12 protein-coding genes and 1 tRNA gene are annotated in these 15,628 nt (G+C 73.4%); 7 read left to right on the top strand and 6 right to left on the bottom strand.

The features are described from left to right. Positions 1–8 precede the first annotated feature (8 nt). Genes HNR61_RS40895 through HNR61_RS40880 form a run of 4 tightly spaced genes read left to right on the top strand, consistent with a single transcriptional unit; the run spans position 9 to position 4,473 of the window. A complete protein-coding gene (locus tag HNR61_RS40895) occupies positions 9–2,465 on the top strand; it encodes an FtsX-like permease family protein (RefSeq protein ID WP_182848523.1) in 2,457 nt (818 codons plus the stop codon). Between the two features lie 2 nt (positions 2,466–2,467). Beyond that, entirely contained in the window at positions 2,468–3,400 is a 933-nt protein-coding gene (locus HNR61_RS40890) for an ABC transporter ATP-binding protein (RefSeq protein WP_312898337.1), read from the top strand. After that, entirely contained in the window at positions 3,397–4,092 is a 696-nt protein-coding gene (locus tag HNR61_RS40885; protein ID WP_312898336.1) for an ABC transporter ATP-binding protein, read from the top strand. Before HNR61_RS40890 ends, HNR61_RS40885 begins: the two co-directional genes overlap by 4 nt. Positions 4,093–4,146: 54 nt before the next feature. Further along, positions 4,147–4,473 carry a hypothetical protein gene (locus tag HNR61_RS40880; protein ID WP_182848522.1) on the top strand — a complete coding sequence of 109 codons (327 nt, stop codon included), beginning with the start codon at positions 4,147–4,149 and terminating at the stop codon, positions 4,471–4,473. Between the two features lie 10 nt (positions 4,474–4,483). On the opposite strand, the gene HNR61_RS40875 is transcribed toward HNR61_RS40880, so the two are convergent. Beyond that, on the bottom strand, positions 4,484–5,341 hold the full coding sequence (locus HNR61_RS40875; RefSeq protein ID WP_182848521.1) for an NAD-dependent protein deacetylase: 858 nt from the start codon (positions 5,339–5,341) through the stop codon (positions 4,484–4,486). Positions 5,342–5,480: 139 nt separating this feature from the next. Between HNR61_RS40875 and HNR61_RS40870 the strand changes: the two genes are divergently transcribed. After that, positions 5,481–5,843 (top strand): hypothetical protein, encoded by a 363-nt coding sequence (locus tag HNR61_RS40870; RefSeq protein WP_067818810.1) that lies wholly within the window; start codon positions 5,481–5,483, stop codon positions 5,841–5,843. Between the two features lie 187 nt (positions 5,844–6,030). Beyond that, positions 6,031–7,332, top strand: coding sequence for an MFS transporter (locus tag HNR61_RS40865; RefSeq protein ID WP_182848520.1), 1,302 nt, complete (start codon positions 6,031–6,033; stop codon positions 7,330–7,332). Positions 7,333–8,241: 909 nt separating this feature from the next. Here HNR61_RS40865 and HNR61_RS40860 read toward each other — a convergent pair. Both HNR61_RS40860 and HNR61_RS40855 read right to left on the bottom strand, forming a co-directional pair. Further along, positions 8,242–10,026 carry an alpha/beta hydrolase gene (locus HNR61_RS40860; protein ID WP_182848519.1) on the bottom strand — a complete coding sequence of 595 codons (1,785 nt, stop codon included), beginning with the start codon at positions 10,024–10,026 and terminating at the stop codon, positions 8,242–8,244. Positions 10,027–10,971: 945 nt separating this feature from the next. After that, a tRNA-Arg gene (locus tag HNR61_RS40855) sits at positions 10,972–11,047 on the bottom strand. 618 nt (positions 11,048–11,665) lie between these two features. Here HNR61_RS40855 and HNR61_RS40850 point away from each other — a divergent pair. After that, positions 11,666–12,691: a D-alanyl-D-alanine carboxypeptidase family protein gene (locus tag HNR61_RS40850; RefSeq protein ID WP_182848518.1), complete on the top strand. Its 1,026-nt coding sequence runs from the start codon at positions 11,666–11,668 to the stop codon at positions 12,689–12,691. 279 nt (positions 12,692–12,970) lie between these two features. Here HNR61_RS40850 and mscL read toward each other — a convergent pair whose 3' ends face one another. Genes mscL through HNR61_RS40835 form a run of 3 tightly spaced genes read right to left on the bottom strand, consistent with a single transcriptional unit; the run spans position 12,971 to position 14,831 of the window. Next, positions 12,971–13,372 carry a large conductance mechanosensitive channel protein MscL gene (mscL, locus tag HNR61_RS40845; RefSeq protein ID WP_182848517.1) on the bottom strand — a complete coding sequence of 134 codons (402 nt, stop codon included), beginning with the start codon at positions 13,370–13,372 and terminating at the stop codon, positions 12,971–12,973. A gap of 47 nt (positions 13,373–13,419) precedes the next feature. Then, positions 13,420–14,019, bottom strand: a complete 600-nt coding sequence (locus HNR61_RS40840; protein WP_182848516.1) for an SAF domain-containing protein — start codon at positions 14,017–14,019, stop codon at positions 13,420–13,422. Next, positions 14,016–14,831: an S-methyl-5'-thioadenosine phosphorylase gene (locus HNR61_RS40835; RefSeq protein ID WP_182848515.1), complete on the bottom strand. Its 816-nt coding sequence runs from the start codon at positions 14,829–14,831 to the stop codon at positions 14,016–14,018. The genes HNR61_RS40840 and HNR61_RS40835 overlap by 4 nt, the downstream gene beginning before the upstream one ends. Positions 14,832–15,628: the final 797 nt, after the last annotated feature.

Here is a 15,628-nt window from a genome sequence, read left to right as displayed (position 1 = left end):
CGGCGCGGGTGCCCGCCTCCGAGAGGAGCGCCCTCGCCCTGGACCGGGCCGCGCTCGACCAGCGCACCCGGGTCTGGCGGACCCTCATGCCGCCCGCCGTCCGCGCCGTCGTCGACCGGCCCGAGACCGTCGTCGCCCTCGCCGAGTCGAGGCCCGACCCGAAGGCCCCGCACTCCGCGAGGCTCCTCCCGACCTGGTCCCCGGAGGTCGAGGCGCGCGTCCGCTACGTCGCCGGGACCGCCCCCGCCACCGGGGACGACGGCACGGTCGCCCTCGGCCTGTCCAAGACCGTCGCCGACCGGCTCGGCTACACCGTGGGCAGCCGCTTCGCCCTGGTCGCGGGGGAGGAACCGCGGATCCATGCGCGGATCAGCGGCCTGTACGAGGCGGCGGACCCCGCCGACCCGTTCTGGCGGGCCCACCGGCCGGCGCTGCGGACCGAGCGCCGCGTCGACAACCGGACCGGCATGATCTGGGAGGCCGCGGAGGTCCTGTTCGACGAGGCCGCGCTCGCGCGCCTGGCCGCGGACGGGACGCGCGCCTTCACCTACACGTGGCGCTACCCGGTCGCGGCCGACCGCGTCACCGCCGAGCGCGCCGCCCGCGTCCCGGCCGACCTCCAGGCCCTCGGCGGCCGGCTCCCCGCCGCCGGGGTCGGCGGCGCATGGCGGCTCGACAGCGGCCTCGGCGACCTGCTGGGCGGGTACACCGCACGCGCGCGCACCGCCGAGGTGCTGCTCGGGCTGGCGTTCAGCGGCCTGATCGCGGTCATGGCGGGGGCGCTGCTGCTGACCGCCGGGCTGTTCACCGAGCGGCTGCGGCCCGCGCTGGCGCTGATGCGGGCGCGCGGCGCGAGCCTGCCCCAGCTGGCGCGCACCGCGTGCGGGCCGGTCGTGCTCGCGGCGGCGCCCGCCGCCGCGCTCGGCCATCTGGCCGGGCGGTGGCTGGGCGCCGGGCCGCCGCAGCCGGTGTCGGTGGCGGCCGCCGCCGGGCTGGCGGCGCTGGCGGTGGTGCCCGCCGTCCTGGCCGTGCGCGAGCACGCCGGTCCGCCGCGCCCGCCGGGCCGCCCCGACCTCGCGACCGCCCGCCCGTCGCGGCGGCGGCTGGTGGCCGAGGCCCTGGCCGTCGCGCTCGCCGTGATCGCCGTCGTGCTGGCGCGGCGCCGGGGACCGGCCGGGCAGGCGGCGCCGGGCGGCTGGGACCCGTTCGTGGTGGCGGTCCCGGCGCTGCTGGGGGTGGCCGTGGCGCTGCTGGTGCTGCGGGCCTCCCCGTTCCCGCTGCGCGCGCTGACCCGGCTGGCGCGGCGCGGCCGCGGAACGGTCGCGTTCGTCGGCCTGGCGCGCGTCTCCCGCGGGCACGCGGTCGCGGTGCTGCCGCTGACGGTGCTGCTGCTGGCCGTCACCGTGGCCGGGTTCTCCACCGCCGTCCGGAACACGCTGCACCGCGGCCAGGAACGCGTCGCCCTGCACGAGGTCGGAGCGGACGCGCGGGTGTTCTCCGCGCGGCTGGAGGCGGACGCCGTCGACCGGCTCCGCCGCGTCCCCGGGGTGACCGGGGCGGTCGGGGCGCGCGCCACCGCCGGCTGCACGCTGAGCGGCGGCGGCGCCGACGGCCTGCTGGTCACCGTGGTCGCCGTGGACCTGGACGCCTACCGGCGCGTCGCGGGCCGCACGGCCGCGTCGGTGCCGCCCGCGCCCGGCCGGCCCGACGGGGCGCTGCTGTCCAGGGAGGTCGCGGCGGTCGGCTCCACCGGGCAGATCTTCCTGGAGTGCGGGAACGAACCCCGGATCGGGGCGACCGCCGCGGGCCGGTTCACCGAGTTCCCCGGCCTGCCGCCCGGCACCCCCGCGGTCATCGTCCCGATGCGGCTGCTGGGCGGGGCGCAGGCCGTCCCGTCCCAGGTGTTCCTGAGCGGCGACCGCATCGACGCCGCCGCGCTGCGCGCCGCCGCGGCCGCCGTGACCCCCGAGACCCTGCGCGACGGCGAGTACCTGCGGACCCGCGCCGACACGCTGCGCAAGACGACCGACGGGCCGCTGATGAGGACGGTGTCGGCGGCGTTCCGCCACAGCGTGCTGACCGCCGCCGCCTACGGCATGCTGACCGTCGTGCTGCTGCTCGCCGTCGGGGCGCGCGCCCGCTCCCGCGCCGTCGCGCACCTCCAGGCCCTCGGGCTCGGCCGGCGGCAGCGGCGGGCGCTGGCCGTGCTGGAGATCGCACCGGTGCTGCTGTGCTCGGCGGCGGGCGGCTGGGCCCTCGGCCTGGCGCTGCCCGCGATCGTCGGCCCGCTGGCGGACCTGCGGCCCTACACCGGAGGGCTCGCCGTCCCCGCCTCCGCCCCGGACCCGCTCGCGACGGCCGTGCTCGGCGGGGCGCTGCTGGCGGCCGCCGCGCTGGCCGCCGCCGTCGACGCCGCCTTCGACGCCCGCCACCGGCTGGGCACCGTGCTGAGAACGGGGGAGTGACCGTGACCGACATCCGTGACGACGGCCCCGACCTGGCCGAACTGGAACGCCGCGCCACCCGCGCCGGGCCCGTCTACGGCGAGGGCGCGCACATCGTCTGCGACAACCTGATGCGGATCTACCGGACCGAGGGCGTCGAGGTCGTCGCGTTGCAGGGCCTGGACCTGCTGGTGGACGAGGGCGAGCTCATCGCGATCGTGGGGGCGTCGGGGTCGGGCAAGTCCACCCTGCTGAACATCCTGTCCGGGCTGGACGTGCCCACCGCCGGGGTCGCCCGCGTCGCCGGCGCCGACCTGCTGGGGATGAAGGCCGGGCAGCGGCTGCGGTTCCGGCGCGAGCAGGTCGGGTTCGTGTGGCAGCAGACCACCCGCAACCTGCTGCCCTACCTGGACGCCGCGCAGAACGTCGAGCTGCCGATGCGCTTCACCCGCCGCCGGGACCGCCGCGAACGCGCCCGCGAGCTGCTGGACCTGCTGGGCGTCGCCGACCTCGCCGGCCGCCGCCCCACCGAGCTGTCGGGCGGCCAGCAGCAGCGCGTCGCCATCGCCGTCGCGGTCGCCAACGAACCCCAGGTCATGCTGGCCGACGAACCCACCGGCGAGCTCGACACCGCCACCGCCGCCGAGGTGTTCGAGGCGCTGCGCGGCGTCAACCGCGAGCTCGGCACCACCACCGTGATCGTCACCCACGACCCCAACGTCGCCGCGCAGGTGGACCGCACCGTCGCCATCCGCGACGGCCGCACCTCCTCGGAGATCCGTCGCGAGGACCGCGACGGCGTCCGCGTCGCCACCCAGTACGCCCTCCTGGACCGGGCGGGCCGCGTCCAGCTGCCGCGCGACTTCACCGAGGCGCTCGACCTGCGCGACCGCGTCCGCCTCACCCTGGACGAGGACCACGTGGGCGTCTGGCCCGACGCCAGGGAGGACCAGTGAGCGAGCCGATCGTCCGCGTCGCGGACCTGACCAAGACCTACCGCAGCGGCGACATCGAGGTGCGGGCGCTGCGCGGGGTGACGTTCGACGTCCCCGCCGGGGAGCTGGTGACGCTCAAGGGCCGCTCCGGCTCCGGCAAGACCACGCTGCTGAACGTCCTCGGCGGCCTGGAGCCCCCCGACTCCGGCAGCGTCCACGTCGCCGGGCACGAGATCACCGCGCTGGACGAGGACGGCCTGCTGAGGGTGCGCCGCGAGATCATCTCCTACGTGTTCCAGTCCCACGGCCTGATCCCGGTCCTGTCGGCCGCCGAGAACGTCGAGGTCCCCCTCCGCCTGGCCCGCATGGCGCCCGCCGAGCGCGACGAACGCGTCCGCACCCTGCTGGCCCTGGTCGGCCTGGCCGACCACGCCGCCCAGCGCCCCTACGAGATGTCCGGCGGCCAGCGCCAGCGCGTCGCCATCGCCCGCGCCCTGGCCAACCGCCCCCGCCTGATCCTCGCCGACGAGCCCACCGGCCAGCTCGACTCCGAGACCGCCGCCCAGATCATGCCGCTGCTGCGCGCCGTGGTCCGCGGCGAGGGCGTCACGGTCCTGACCGCCACCCACGACCCGGTGCTGCTGGGCCTGTCCGACCGCGTCCTCGCCCTGTCCGACGGCGAGATCGCCGAGGAGCCCGTCCCGGCGGCCTGACCGGATCGGGCGCGATCGCCCCCGCGCGCGGGTCCGATCGGCACAATGCACCGCATGGACCCGGACGAGCGTCCGGCGGCGCGGCACCGCGGCCCGCGCCGCCAGCGACGGCACCTCAACCGGCTGGCCCGCGCCCTGCGCCGCCGCGGATGGCGGGTCGAACGTCGCTTCGGCACGCACCCGCCGCTGCTGCACGTCTACGCCTCCGAGGCGCCGAGCGTGGGGGAGAGCGTCCTGGTGGCGGACGGGCCGACCGCGCCGTGGTTCCGCTCCAGCACCGGCGCGTACCTGGCCCCCTGCTCCGACCCGGCCCGCGCCATCGAGGCCGTCACCGACCAGCTCACCCCCTGGGTCGCCGCCGCCCTCACCCCCGCCCGGTGACCCGGCGCCGTCAGGGGCCCGGAGCCCCGACGGCGCCCCCGACCTCGGCGACCAGCCTCCGCAGCGTCGCCCCCAGCGGGGCCGCGATCCGCACCAGGGCGAGGTCGTCGCCGCGCGTGGCCCCCTGGTTGACGATGGCGACGGGGATCCCGCGCTCGGCCGCCCGCCGCACGAACCGATACCCCGACCAGACGGTCAGCGACGAGCCGAGCACGAGCATCATGCCCGCGTCGTCGACCGCGGCGTAGCTGGCCCGCACCCGCTCGGGCGGCACGTTCTCCCCGAAGAACACGACGTCGGGCTTGAGGACCCCGCCGCAGACGGCGCAGTCCACCATCCGGAACGAGGCGACGTCCGCGTCGTCCAGCTCGACGTCCCCGTCGGGGTTGACCGCCTGGATCCGCGCGTCCCAGCCGGGGTTGGCCGCGCGCAGCCGCCGTTCCAGCTCGGCCCGCGCCGACCGCCGCCCGCACCCCAGGCACACGACCCGGTCGAGCGCGCCGTGCAGCTCGACGACCCCGGTCGCCCCGGCGGCCTGGTGGAGCCCGTCCACGTTCTGCGTGATGATCCCGGACACCAGCCCGGCCCGCTGGAGCCCGGCGACCGCGACGTGCCCGGTGTTGGGCGCGGCGTGCCCGACGTTCCGCCACCCGACGTGGCTGCGCGCCCAGTACCGCCGCCGCGCCGCCGCGCTCCCCACGAACGTCTGGTACGTCATCGGCGCCGCGCGCCGCCGCCGGCCGGTCTCCCCCCGGTAGTCGGGGATCCCCGACTCGGTCGACAACCCGGCCCCGCTCAGCACGACGACCCCGCCGTCCCCCACCAGGTCGGCCAGTGTCTCGAACGCGTCCACGATCACACCCTCCATCGTGCCCCCTCCGGGCGGCCACCTCCCACCGGCGGGTCCTCCCCGGCGCGGCGCCGCCCGCGGGAACGTGAACCGGCCGGACGCGAACGACGTACCAGTTCCGTGACAGCGGATGCGGAACTCGGTTCGTTGGGGTCACGTGCGCGAGAACGGCAGGGACGAGTGGTCGGGCCTCCTGGAGGCGCTGGAGGACGTCTGCGCGGTCTGCGGCGGCCGGGGAACGGTGGACAGCCCCGACTGGCGGGCCTGGTACGAGCGCGCCGAGGAGCTCGCCCGCGTCGCCGAGGCCGCCCGCCGCGCCACCGGGTTCACCGAGGGCGACGCCCCGGCGATCGTGACGGCGGTCGAACGCGCCATCGGCGACCACACCGCCGCCCGCCCCGCCGGTGACCGCCGGATCCCCTGCCCGACCTGCGGCGGAACGGGCCGCGTCCTGACCCCGCTGGGCACGCGCCTGGCCGAACTGCTGACCCGGCACGGCTTCCACCGCGAATGCCCCTAATTCGGTCACCGGTGTGCGTGGTTAGGGCAGTTCCTTATTAGAGTGCGGAGCGGAACGGCCACGACACGGCGAGGACCGAGGGCGACCCCCGACGCCTCCCGGGCCGTCCGCGACCGCCCACCGGCGGGGGCCCGATCCCACCCCCGAGAGGCCCGCCTCTCCCGTCCGCAGAAGAAGCCCCCCGCACATGAGCGCTCCCACGGCCTCCGCCGACCCCTCGTCCCCCCGGCACATGCGACGGGTCGCCGTCTCGTCGTTCATCGGCACGGCGATCGAGTTCTACGACTACTACATCTACGGAACGGCCGCCGCCCTCGTCCTCAACGCGGCGTTCTTCCCCGACCTGTCACCGCTCGCCGGAACCCTGGCCTCCCTGTCGACGTTCGCGGTCGGCTTCCTGGCCCGCCCCCTCGGCGCCGCGATCTTCGGCCACTTCGGCGACCGCATCGGCCGCAAGGCCACCCTGGTGGTCTCCCTGCTGCTGATGGGGCTGTCCACCGCGTTCATCGGCCTGCTGCCCGGCTACGGCACCATCGGCGTCGCGGCCCCGATCCTGCTGGTCCTGCTGCGCGTCCTGCAGGGCATCGGCCTCGGCGGCGAGTGGGGCGGCGCGGCGCTGATGGCCACCGAGCACGCCCCCCGCGACCGCCGCGGCCTGTACTCGGCGGCCCCGCAACTCGGCTCCCCGGTCGGCTACTTCGCCGCCACCGTCATCTTCTGGGCGCTGTCCTCCTGGCTGCCCGCCGACGCGTTCGACTCGTGGGGCTGGCGGATCCCGTTCCTGCTGTCGTTCGCCCTGGTCCTGGTCGGCCTGCGCATCCGCCTGAAGGTGGCCGAGACCCCGGCGTTCGCCGCCCACCAGGAGAGGCTGAAGGACGCCCGCATGCCCCTGGCCACCGTCGTCCGCCGCAACCCCAGGGAGATCCTCCTCGGCGCGGGCAGCATCGTCGTGGTCTACGTGATGTTCTACACGGCCGCCACGTACTGCCTGACCTACACGACCAGGACCCTGGGCATCCCCCGCGACACCATGCTGGCCCTCACCCTGGTCGCGGTCGCCGTCCTCGGCGTGAGCACGTTCCTGGTCGCCCGGCTCTCCGACCGCCAGGGCCGCCGCCGCATCCTCCTGGCGGGCTCGGTCTTCGGCGTCGTCTGGAGCATGGCCCTGTTCCCGCTGCTGGACACCCGGAACCTGCTGCTGGTGACCGTCGCCCTGAGCGGCGCGCTGCTGTGCATGGGGGTGGTGTACGGGCCGATGGCGGCGTTCCTCCCCGAACTGTTCGCCACCGACGTCCGCTACTCCGGCGCGGGCCTGGCCTACAACCTGGGCGGCGTCCTCGGCGGCGGCGCGGCGCCCCTGATCGTCGCCCAGCTGGGGGAGCGGTACGGCTCGTCCTCGATCGGCTGGTTCATGGCCTCGATGGCGATCCTGTCCCTGCTGTGCATCCTGGCCCTGCCCGAGACCCGGAACCGGGACCTGACCGCCTGAGCAGGCCGTGCCCCCGGGGGCCAGGGAGGAGACGCCCCCGGGGGCACGGCACCGGCTGACGGGTCTGTGCGCCGCCCTCGAAACGACGCACAGGCGACGGTGGCGCTGAGGAAACCCCACCGGTCACCCAGGCTCCTCCGCCCCCGTCACCCTCTGCAAGACACCCTTTTCACATGGCGAACACCGGTGCTCAGGGCACCCCGACGAAGCGCCCACCCTGCGTTCTAGGGGCGCTTGCCGCCGTCCTTCGCCGCACGGCTGAAACGCGTCCGCTCACGCCGGGAAAAGCCGGAGAGGGACCTCCTCCGCGCCGGGACACCGCTGGAGCGGTGCCGACGCGCGGTGGCGGCCGCTGTCCGGGGACGGCGCGAAAGGCGGACGGTTCGCATCAACGCGACTCCGGCGGCCACCAGCAGGACGGTCAGCCACATGCTCTGGGCGGCGACCGCCGCGGGATCACCGGATCGCGTGTCGGCCGAACGGAGCACGAGCCGCGCTGCGGGGGCCGGGCCCCCGGCGATCGGCGTGGGGGCTGAGGCGATCTGCGGAAGCGGGGCGGCGGACGGAGGCGCGGACGGCGGAGACACGGAGGGCGGCGGGGTCTGCCGGCCGTTGATGCTCGGCGCGGGCGGCGCCTGGGGGTTCGGGGCGGGCTGTGACCGGGAGGGCTTGCCGGACGGACGGCCCGACGGGGCCGGAACCTTGATCGACACGGTGAACCGCTCACGCACGGCAGCGGTCCCGCGCGCCGCCACCGTGACGGTGAAGACGGCCCTTTTCGCGGCGGGCTTGCGCGCCGCGCGCAGCGTCATCGCCACGGTGACCGGGGAGGCACCGCCGATCCCGACGGCGATCGCCAGGCCCGCCGCCGCGAGGAGGCGCACATTGATCATTTTTCTGTCTCCCGGCTCAGGCGCGGGTCTTGAGCCAGTTCAGGAGCAGGTCGGCGGTGCCGGGGGTGTTCAGCACGCTCAGCCCGTGGGAGTTGCCCTCGACGGTGCGGGTGGTGCAGGGCACGTGGTGCGGGGTCAACCTGCCGCACAGCCCGGCGCTGTGCGAGGCGGGCACGAAGTCACCCGCCGAGTGGATCATCAGCATGGGGGCGTCCCCCGCGCTGGCGTGGTTGAAGGCGACCGCGTCCACCCACCGGTTCCAGCAGGACTTGTCGCTCTTGATAGGGGTGCAGCGGGTCAGCAGCACCGCGGTGTCACGCAGCTTGTGGCGATTGTCACCGGCACCGGGAGCCTGGCCGTCCAGATAAGCCTGATAGGGATTGGCGACCGGCGAGACCGCCGCCACCGCCTTGACCGCACCGGTACCGGTCCCGTGCACACCAACGCTGCTGACCAGATGACCACCCGCCGAAGAACCCAGCAGCACCACCCGGCGCGGGTCGACGTTGTACAGGGCGGCACGGGACTTCACCCAGGCAACAGCGGCCTGCACATCTGAGCGCTGGGCGCTCCAGGGGGCCTGGGTGTTGAGCCGGTAGTTGATGGCGAACACCGCATACCCGTGGTCGGCCAGCCACCGCGCCCGGTCGGCCATGCCGTACTTGTCACCCTCGTACCACCAGCCGCCATGCACCGCGATCACCGCCGGACGCGGCGCGGCCGAAGGACGCCAGAAGGCATCCAGCTTCTGCCGCGCATGCGTGCCATAGGCCAGGTCCGACCGCTGCTGGACCTCCTTGGCCGACCGAGCCCGCACTCGCGAGCCCGCCGCACCGGCACCGTTGTCGAGCGAGGTGGCACGCGGCTTCACCGACCGCAGCGCCGACGGAGCCTCCACCCCCGTGGTGGAGCTGCCACCGGCCTGGGGCTTGGTGTGAGCGCGCAGCCAGTTGAGGATGTTGATGCGCGCGGCACTGGTCAAGATCCCGCCACCACTGGCGTTGCCGCTGACGGTGGTCAGCTTGACGTCCCTCTGCCCGGCCTTGACCAGCGCAGCGCGCAGTGGGGCGCTGTGCGTCGAGGGGATCACATCTCCCCTGGAGTGCACCAGCCACATCGGCGCATCCCCGGCTCCGGCATGGGCGGTGGGATCGGCATCGGTATACCGGTTGCCACAGGTGGCGTCCCGGTAAGTGGGCGTGCAGTTGGCCAGCAACACCGTCTGGTCGCGCACCTTGCGCCGCGTCCAGGACGCCGCGGTGGTCTGGGCGCCGTCATAGGCCAGCCTGGGCGAGTTGATCGGCGACAACGCCACCACCCCCCGCACCCGCGAACCCCCGGTGCCGTAGGTGCCCAACTGGGCGGCGATCTGCCCACCGGCCTGCGACCCCAGCACCGCGACCCGCCCGGCGTCCAGCTTGAACGCCCGCGCGTGCTTGCGGATCCAGTTCATCGCCGCCACCGCGTCATTGCGCTGCGCGGGCCAGGGCGCATCGGTGACCAGCCGATGGTCGATGGAGAACACCGCGAACCCCTGCCCGGCATACCACTTGGCCGTAGAACGCCAATCAACGCGGCTACCGCCGTCCCAATACCCCCCGTGCACGATGACCAGCCCCGGCTGGGTCCCCTTCCGAGGGGTCTTCCAGAACACGTCCAGCTTCTGCCGGGCATGCGAGCCGTAGGCGTACACCTTGCCGTTCACCCCGGCCGCCTCCGACACCGCCGCGAACGACACCGCCCCCACCCCACAAACCACCACACCGGCGGCAGCGACGAGAGTGATGCGCTTGCTGGACATAAACGGCCTCCTCGACCGGCGGTATAAGCCCATATGGCTTTATGCACTTGTCACAAGGCGTGACGGCAGCGCGCGGGGTGCTACATCAACGGTGGTGGTCGGTAAGGGGAGACGTGCGGGTTGCCGCGAAGGAGTACAAGGGATTCGAGTGACTTAGATCACAGAACCCATTGTCAACTGACCTGTTGTGTAGCGAGTCCAGCTATGAGTAAATTGCGCCATCTTTGTGCTCTTTTGTTCTTGAGTTGCCCACTGTTTAAAGGATTGCTTGGGCATATTTGCACATATCTCTCCCATTTTTGGTTCCTGTTGGCCGGCGAGGCCACTCAATGGCACCTGGAAGTCGCAGCAAAACACGCATACAACGCGACATGCAGTGACATCTGGAGCGCTGTAGGAGCGTGCGCGAGGGCGAGCAACCTCCATGGATCGTGTCCGACAGCCCGTGGGGGGCGGCCGAGCCCCTACTGCCAGGGCGCACGCATCATTCCGGCCGCAACCGCAACGGCGTCACCCGGTTGATCCCGCTGCTGGACAAGCTTCCGCCCGTCCGGAGACGAGTGGGACGTCCCCGCCGCGGACCGGCGCGCCTGCTGGCCGATCGTGGCTATGACCATGACGAACACCGCTGCTCGGCGCGGGCCAAGGGCATCAACCTCCCCACCACCCCGGCGCGGCTCCGATCTGAGCGCGCGCGCCGCCACACTGTCGATCGGACGAGCGGCTTGTCGCACTGGTTCTAACGCCTGCGCATCCGCTGGGAGATCCGCGACGACATCCACAAGGCGTTCCTGACGTCGGATCGACCGGGCGCGGGGGAGGGCCGACCACGTCCCTGAGAGGACGGCCGGTCGCACAGGCCGAGTCCAGGAGCCTCCGGCTGTACACACCAGAAAGCCCCCGACCCGCGTTCGCGCTGGTCAGGGGCTTTCGGTGTGGTCAATCTGGTGCCCCCGGCAGGATTCGAACCTGCGACACCCGCTTTAGGAGAGCGGTGCTCTATCCCCTGAGCTACGGAGGCTGGGACTCGACCGTAGAGCCTAGCGGACTCTGGGACCAGGGTAGGGGAACGGGGGGTGTGAGCGCTCCTTCTTATCCGAAGTGTCTGGTTTGGGTGGGGGGTTCGGGCTGGAGTCGGTACGCTTCGGGGCTGTGAGTGGGCGGCATCGTGAGGGACAGGGACGCGGTCCTCGGCGGCGTGTTCTTCTGGTGGCCGGGGGTGTCGCCGTGTCGTTCGTCGTCGGCGGCCTCGTCGTCGGGGGTTCGGATGAGCCCTCCCGGGGGCGGAGTGCTCCGGCGGCGGTGCCGCAGAAGCCTGAGGGCGGTCCCACCACGTTCGGGGAGTACGTGCCGCCGAAGGACGGGCCTGAGCCTGCGGAGATGGTGCCTTCGCCGACACCGACGCCGAGGCCGACGGTGAAGGTCACGCCGACGGAGCGGCGGCGGGCTCCCGAGAGGGAGCGGTCGCAGCGGCGGCGGGAGTGCCCGCCGACGTGGAAGGACGTTCCGTTCCTGCGGATGTGGTGTGAACGGCATGGTTACCGCGTGCGGTGACGTGGGTCACGCCTGAGGCATCGGTGAACGTGTAGTAGCGTTCCTGCCGCTGTCGGTATTGCTGGGCATCAGGAGGAAAACCACCGTGCCAACCCCCCGGTCGGCCGTGCTGACCGCGGTCTTCCTGGTGATGGCGACCATTGGAGTGGCCCCAGGGGCGGCGGCGGACGACCCGCTGGACGCGCTGCGCCGTCAGGCGTCCAAGGCGCGGGCCGACCTGGAGAAGGCGACCCGTCAGATGCAGGGGCGTCAGAAGGAGCTCAAGCGGTCGCAGGACAAGCTGCGGACCACGTTGAAGGATCTCGCGGTCGCCGAGGCCGAGCTGAACCGGATGCGGGAGCCGCTGGCGCGGCTGGCCAACACGACCTACCAGGCGCCGGGGGCGGCGGGGGTCATGGCGATCTTCGGGGGCGGGGAGTCCACGGACGCGCTGCGGGCCACGGCGGATGTGACGCATATCGCGGCGGCACAGGAGTCGCTGGTCAAGCGGGCCGATGACCTTCAGCGGCGGCGGCAGGGGCTGGTGTCGACCGCGCAGGAGCTCCAGTCGCGCAACGCCGTCGACCAGACGCGGGTGCAGGAGCAGATCGACGCCCTGAAGGCCAAGTCCGAGGGCCTCACCAAGCAGCTGACGCAGATGCTCGACAAGATGGAGGCCAGCCGGGAGAAGCGGCTGGAGATGGCCTGCGACAAGGACCTGGTGGGGAACGCCAAGCGGTTCCCCAACGGGCTGATCCCGGCCAAGTACCTGTGTCCGCTGCCGCAGAAGGGGCATCAGCTCCGGGCCGACGCGGCGTTGGGGTTCTACAAGCTGAACGCCGCTTACAAGCGCCGGTTCGGCAGGGACATCTGTGTGACCGACTCTTACCGGAGCCTGGCCGACCAGCATCGGGTGTACGCGCAGCGGCCTGGGTTCGCGGCGGTCCCGGGGACCAGCAACCACGGCAAGGGGCAGGCCGTGGACCTGTGCGGTGGGGTGCAGAACGCGGGATCGATGCAGTTCCGGTGGATGGAGGGCAACGCCAAGAAGTACGGCTGGCTGCATCCGGCGTGGGCTTACAGCAACCCGTTCGAGCCCTGGCACTGGGAGTTCGGGACCGAGAGCGACTGACCGGGCCGAGGGGCCGGACTTCTCGGCCGGGGTGTTCCGGGCCGTGTTCCAAGGTCCCGGCCTACGGCGCTCGCCTGGTGGCCCACGGCGCTCGCCTGGTGGCCCACGGCGCTCGCCTGGTGGCCCACGGCGCTCGCCTGGTGGCTCGCGCCGTGACCATGCCTCGGCGAGCGCGGCGTGGCTTTGCGGTCCGACCTGCGGGCCCGGAGCCGGAGGCGCGGGCCCGCAGGTCAGGCGGCGCGCCCGCATGTGTGGCTGGGGCCCGCATCGGAACAGCTCCTAGGCGACCGGTTCCACTTCGGCGGTGCAGTAGCGGCAGCGGGTGGCCAGCTTCGGGATGTCGCTCAGGCAGTGGGGGCAGGGGTGCTCGACGGCCTCCTCCGCGCGGCTCATCCGCTCGACGAGCTTGGTGGCGGGCAGCACCACCAGCCAGTAGACGACGGCCGCGGTGATCAGGAACGAGATCGCGGCGGTGAGGAAGACCCCGTAGGGGAATTCGGTCCCGGCGATCGTGAACTTGAGGTTGTCGTAGTTGGGTTCACCGCCGACCAGCGCGATCAGCGGGCCGATGAACCCCCGCACCAGGGCGTTGACCACGTTGGTGAACGCCGCGCCGATGACGACCGCGACCGCCAGCTCGATCAGGTTCCCCCGGAACAGGAACTTCTTGAATCCGGTCATGACTCCTCCTGTTACTTTAAGTGATCAATCTGTGACAGGAGAGATTATCAACGTCCGGCCAGGGCTATCGAGAGGGCGCCGCTCGCTCCCGCCAGCGCCGCGGCCTGGGTCCGGTCCACGGCCAGGACCACCAGCGCGCCCTGGCCGGAGGCGTGGTCGGCGGCCCGCGGAACCATGATCACTGGTGCCGAGGACGCCACGAGCCTGGTGGGCACGGGCGGGCGCGCCTCGGATACGGCGTCCGGTTTCGGGGCGTCCAGGACGTGGACGCGGTCACCGGGGCGGAGCAGCCGGGCGGCCTCGGCGTCGGCGATCCGGACGGGGGCGGCGACCGTTCCGGGGCCGTAGCCGTCCAGCAGGTCGGGGCCGAGGAGGCGGACGTCGGTGAACGCCTCCCCGCGTCGCATCGGCCCGGCGAGCGTACGGGTGACCGGGGCGGCGACCGTGCCTGCCGGGACGCTGCCGGAGGGCACCCGGACCGTGCGGACGTCGGAGGCGGCCACGGTCGCCCCGCCGGGCAGGTCGCGGGCGGCGACGGTCAACGGCACGCCGGCCGCGGCGACCGGCCGCAACGCCACCAGCGCGAGGCACGTCCCGAGCGCCGCCAGGAGGACCGCCGCCCACCGCCGCCCACGCCGCCGGATCATGGCAGCGTGAGCGGCGGCTCAAGCCCGTCCAGGACGGTCGGGCACGGGCAGGAACGGTCGGCGGGCAGCGTCCGGATCACCTCGGCGACCACGCCGCGCAGCCGGTCGACGTTGCCGGCGAACACCGCCAGGACCTCCTGCATGGTGACGCCCTCGCCCTCCTCGATCCCCGCGTCCAGATCGGTGACCAGGCACAACGGCGTGTAGCAGAGCGCCAGCTCGCGCGCCAGGACGGCTTCGGGGTGCCCGGTCATGCCGACCAGCGTCCATCCCTGGTCGGCGAACCACCGCGACTCGGCGCGCGTGGAGAACCGGGGGCCCTCGATCACGACGAGCGTTCCGCCGTCGACCGGCTCCCAGTCCTGGGCCTGGGCGGCCGTGAGCGCCGTTCGCCGCCCGACGGGGCAGTACGGGTCGGAGAACGGCACGTGGATCGCCGCGCCCTCCTCGTAGAACGTCTGCGGCCGTCCCGACGTCCGGTCCACGAGCTGGTCCGGGACGGTCAGCGTCCCCGGGCCGTGCTCGGCCACTAGCGACCCGACGGCGCTGGGCGCCAGCACCTGCCGCACGCCGAGGGACCGCAACGCCCACAGGTTGGCCCGGTAGGGGATGCGGTGCGGCGGGAAGCGGTGGTCGCGGCCGTGCCGGGGCACGAACGCCACGCGGCGTCCGTGCAGCTCGCCGACCGCTATCGGATCGCTGGGCGGCCCGAACGGAGTGTCGACGCGGACCTCCTTCACGTCGTCGAGGAACGAGTAGAAGCCGGAGCCGCCGATCACACCGAGATCGGCTGAGGGGAGTGCGCTGTTCATGCCGCCGACCCTAGCCAGGTGAGGAGCGCGGCCGGGAGACGCGTTGGGGAACTGTGGATAACCGAGTTATCCACAGATTCGAGAAGCGTCTTTCGGTGGGCGGCCCGGGGCGCTGACACTCGGACCAGGTCGCGGAACGAGGCCGTGGCCACAGTGGTGATCAAGGAGGGATCCGACGATGTCGTCGTACTACGTGCCGCCTGTGCTACTGCCGTTCGGCCTGCTGGCGGGCCGGATCGGCCATGACCTTCCCGCTGACGGCATTGCCGTGGGTGGACACGGCTGGGGAGGCGGGGGCAGGCCGCGCCGTCATGGATCCGGTCGGAACGAGCTGGGAGGCCGTCTGCCGAGTCTCCGCTCGGCCGGTTCGTCCCGCCGAAGTCGCTGGCGTTGTTGGAGCCGCTGGGCTTCGTCTGGCGGTAGGCCGGTCACTGCGGCGGGGTTGCTCTGGCTGGGGTTAGCGCATTGGTGCTGGGTGACCTCAAGTCGTCCATGCAGCGGCGGTACGGGCGCCGGCGCAAGCCGTTCCGCGCGCCGTTCGGCGATCGTCGCGGTGGGGTGCCGCATGCGGCCACCGGCGGGACGTGATCATCGCCGGGCGTGCGTCGAGAGGGTCGTTCGGCTCATCCCGTGGCTCTCCCTGCCCGGAGACCGCCGGGCAGCCGACGGCCGCGGGGGGGGCCCCGGGGCCCCCCCCCCCCCCCCGGGGCCCCCCCCCCCCCACCCCCCCCCCGGTGGGGGGGGTGGACGAGGGGGCGGTGGGGGAGGCGGAAGAGGCCGGGGGGGCCTGGGACGCG

The organism is Actinomadura kijaniata, assembly GCF_014138665.1.
Taxonomy (GTDB): Bacteria; Actinomycetota; Actinomycetes; order Streptosporangiales; family Streptosporangiaceae; genus Spirillospora; species Spirillospora kijaniata.
The sequence above is the reverse complement of the archived record's forward strand: the minus strand, read 5'-3'. Positions and strand labels throughout refer to the sequence as shown.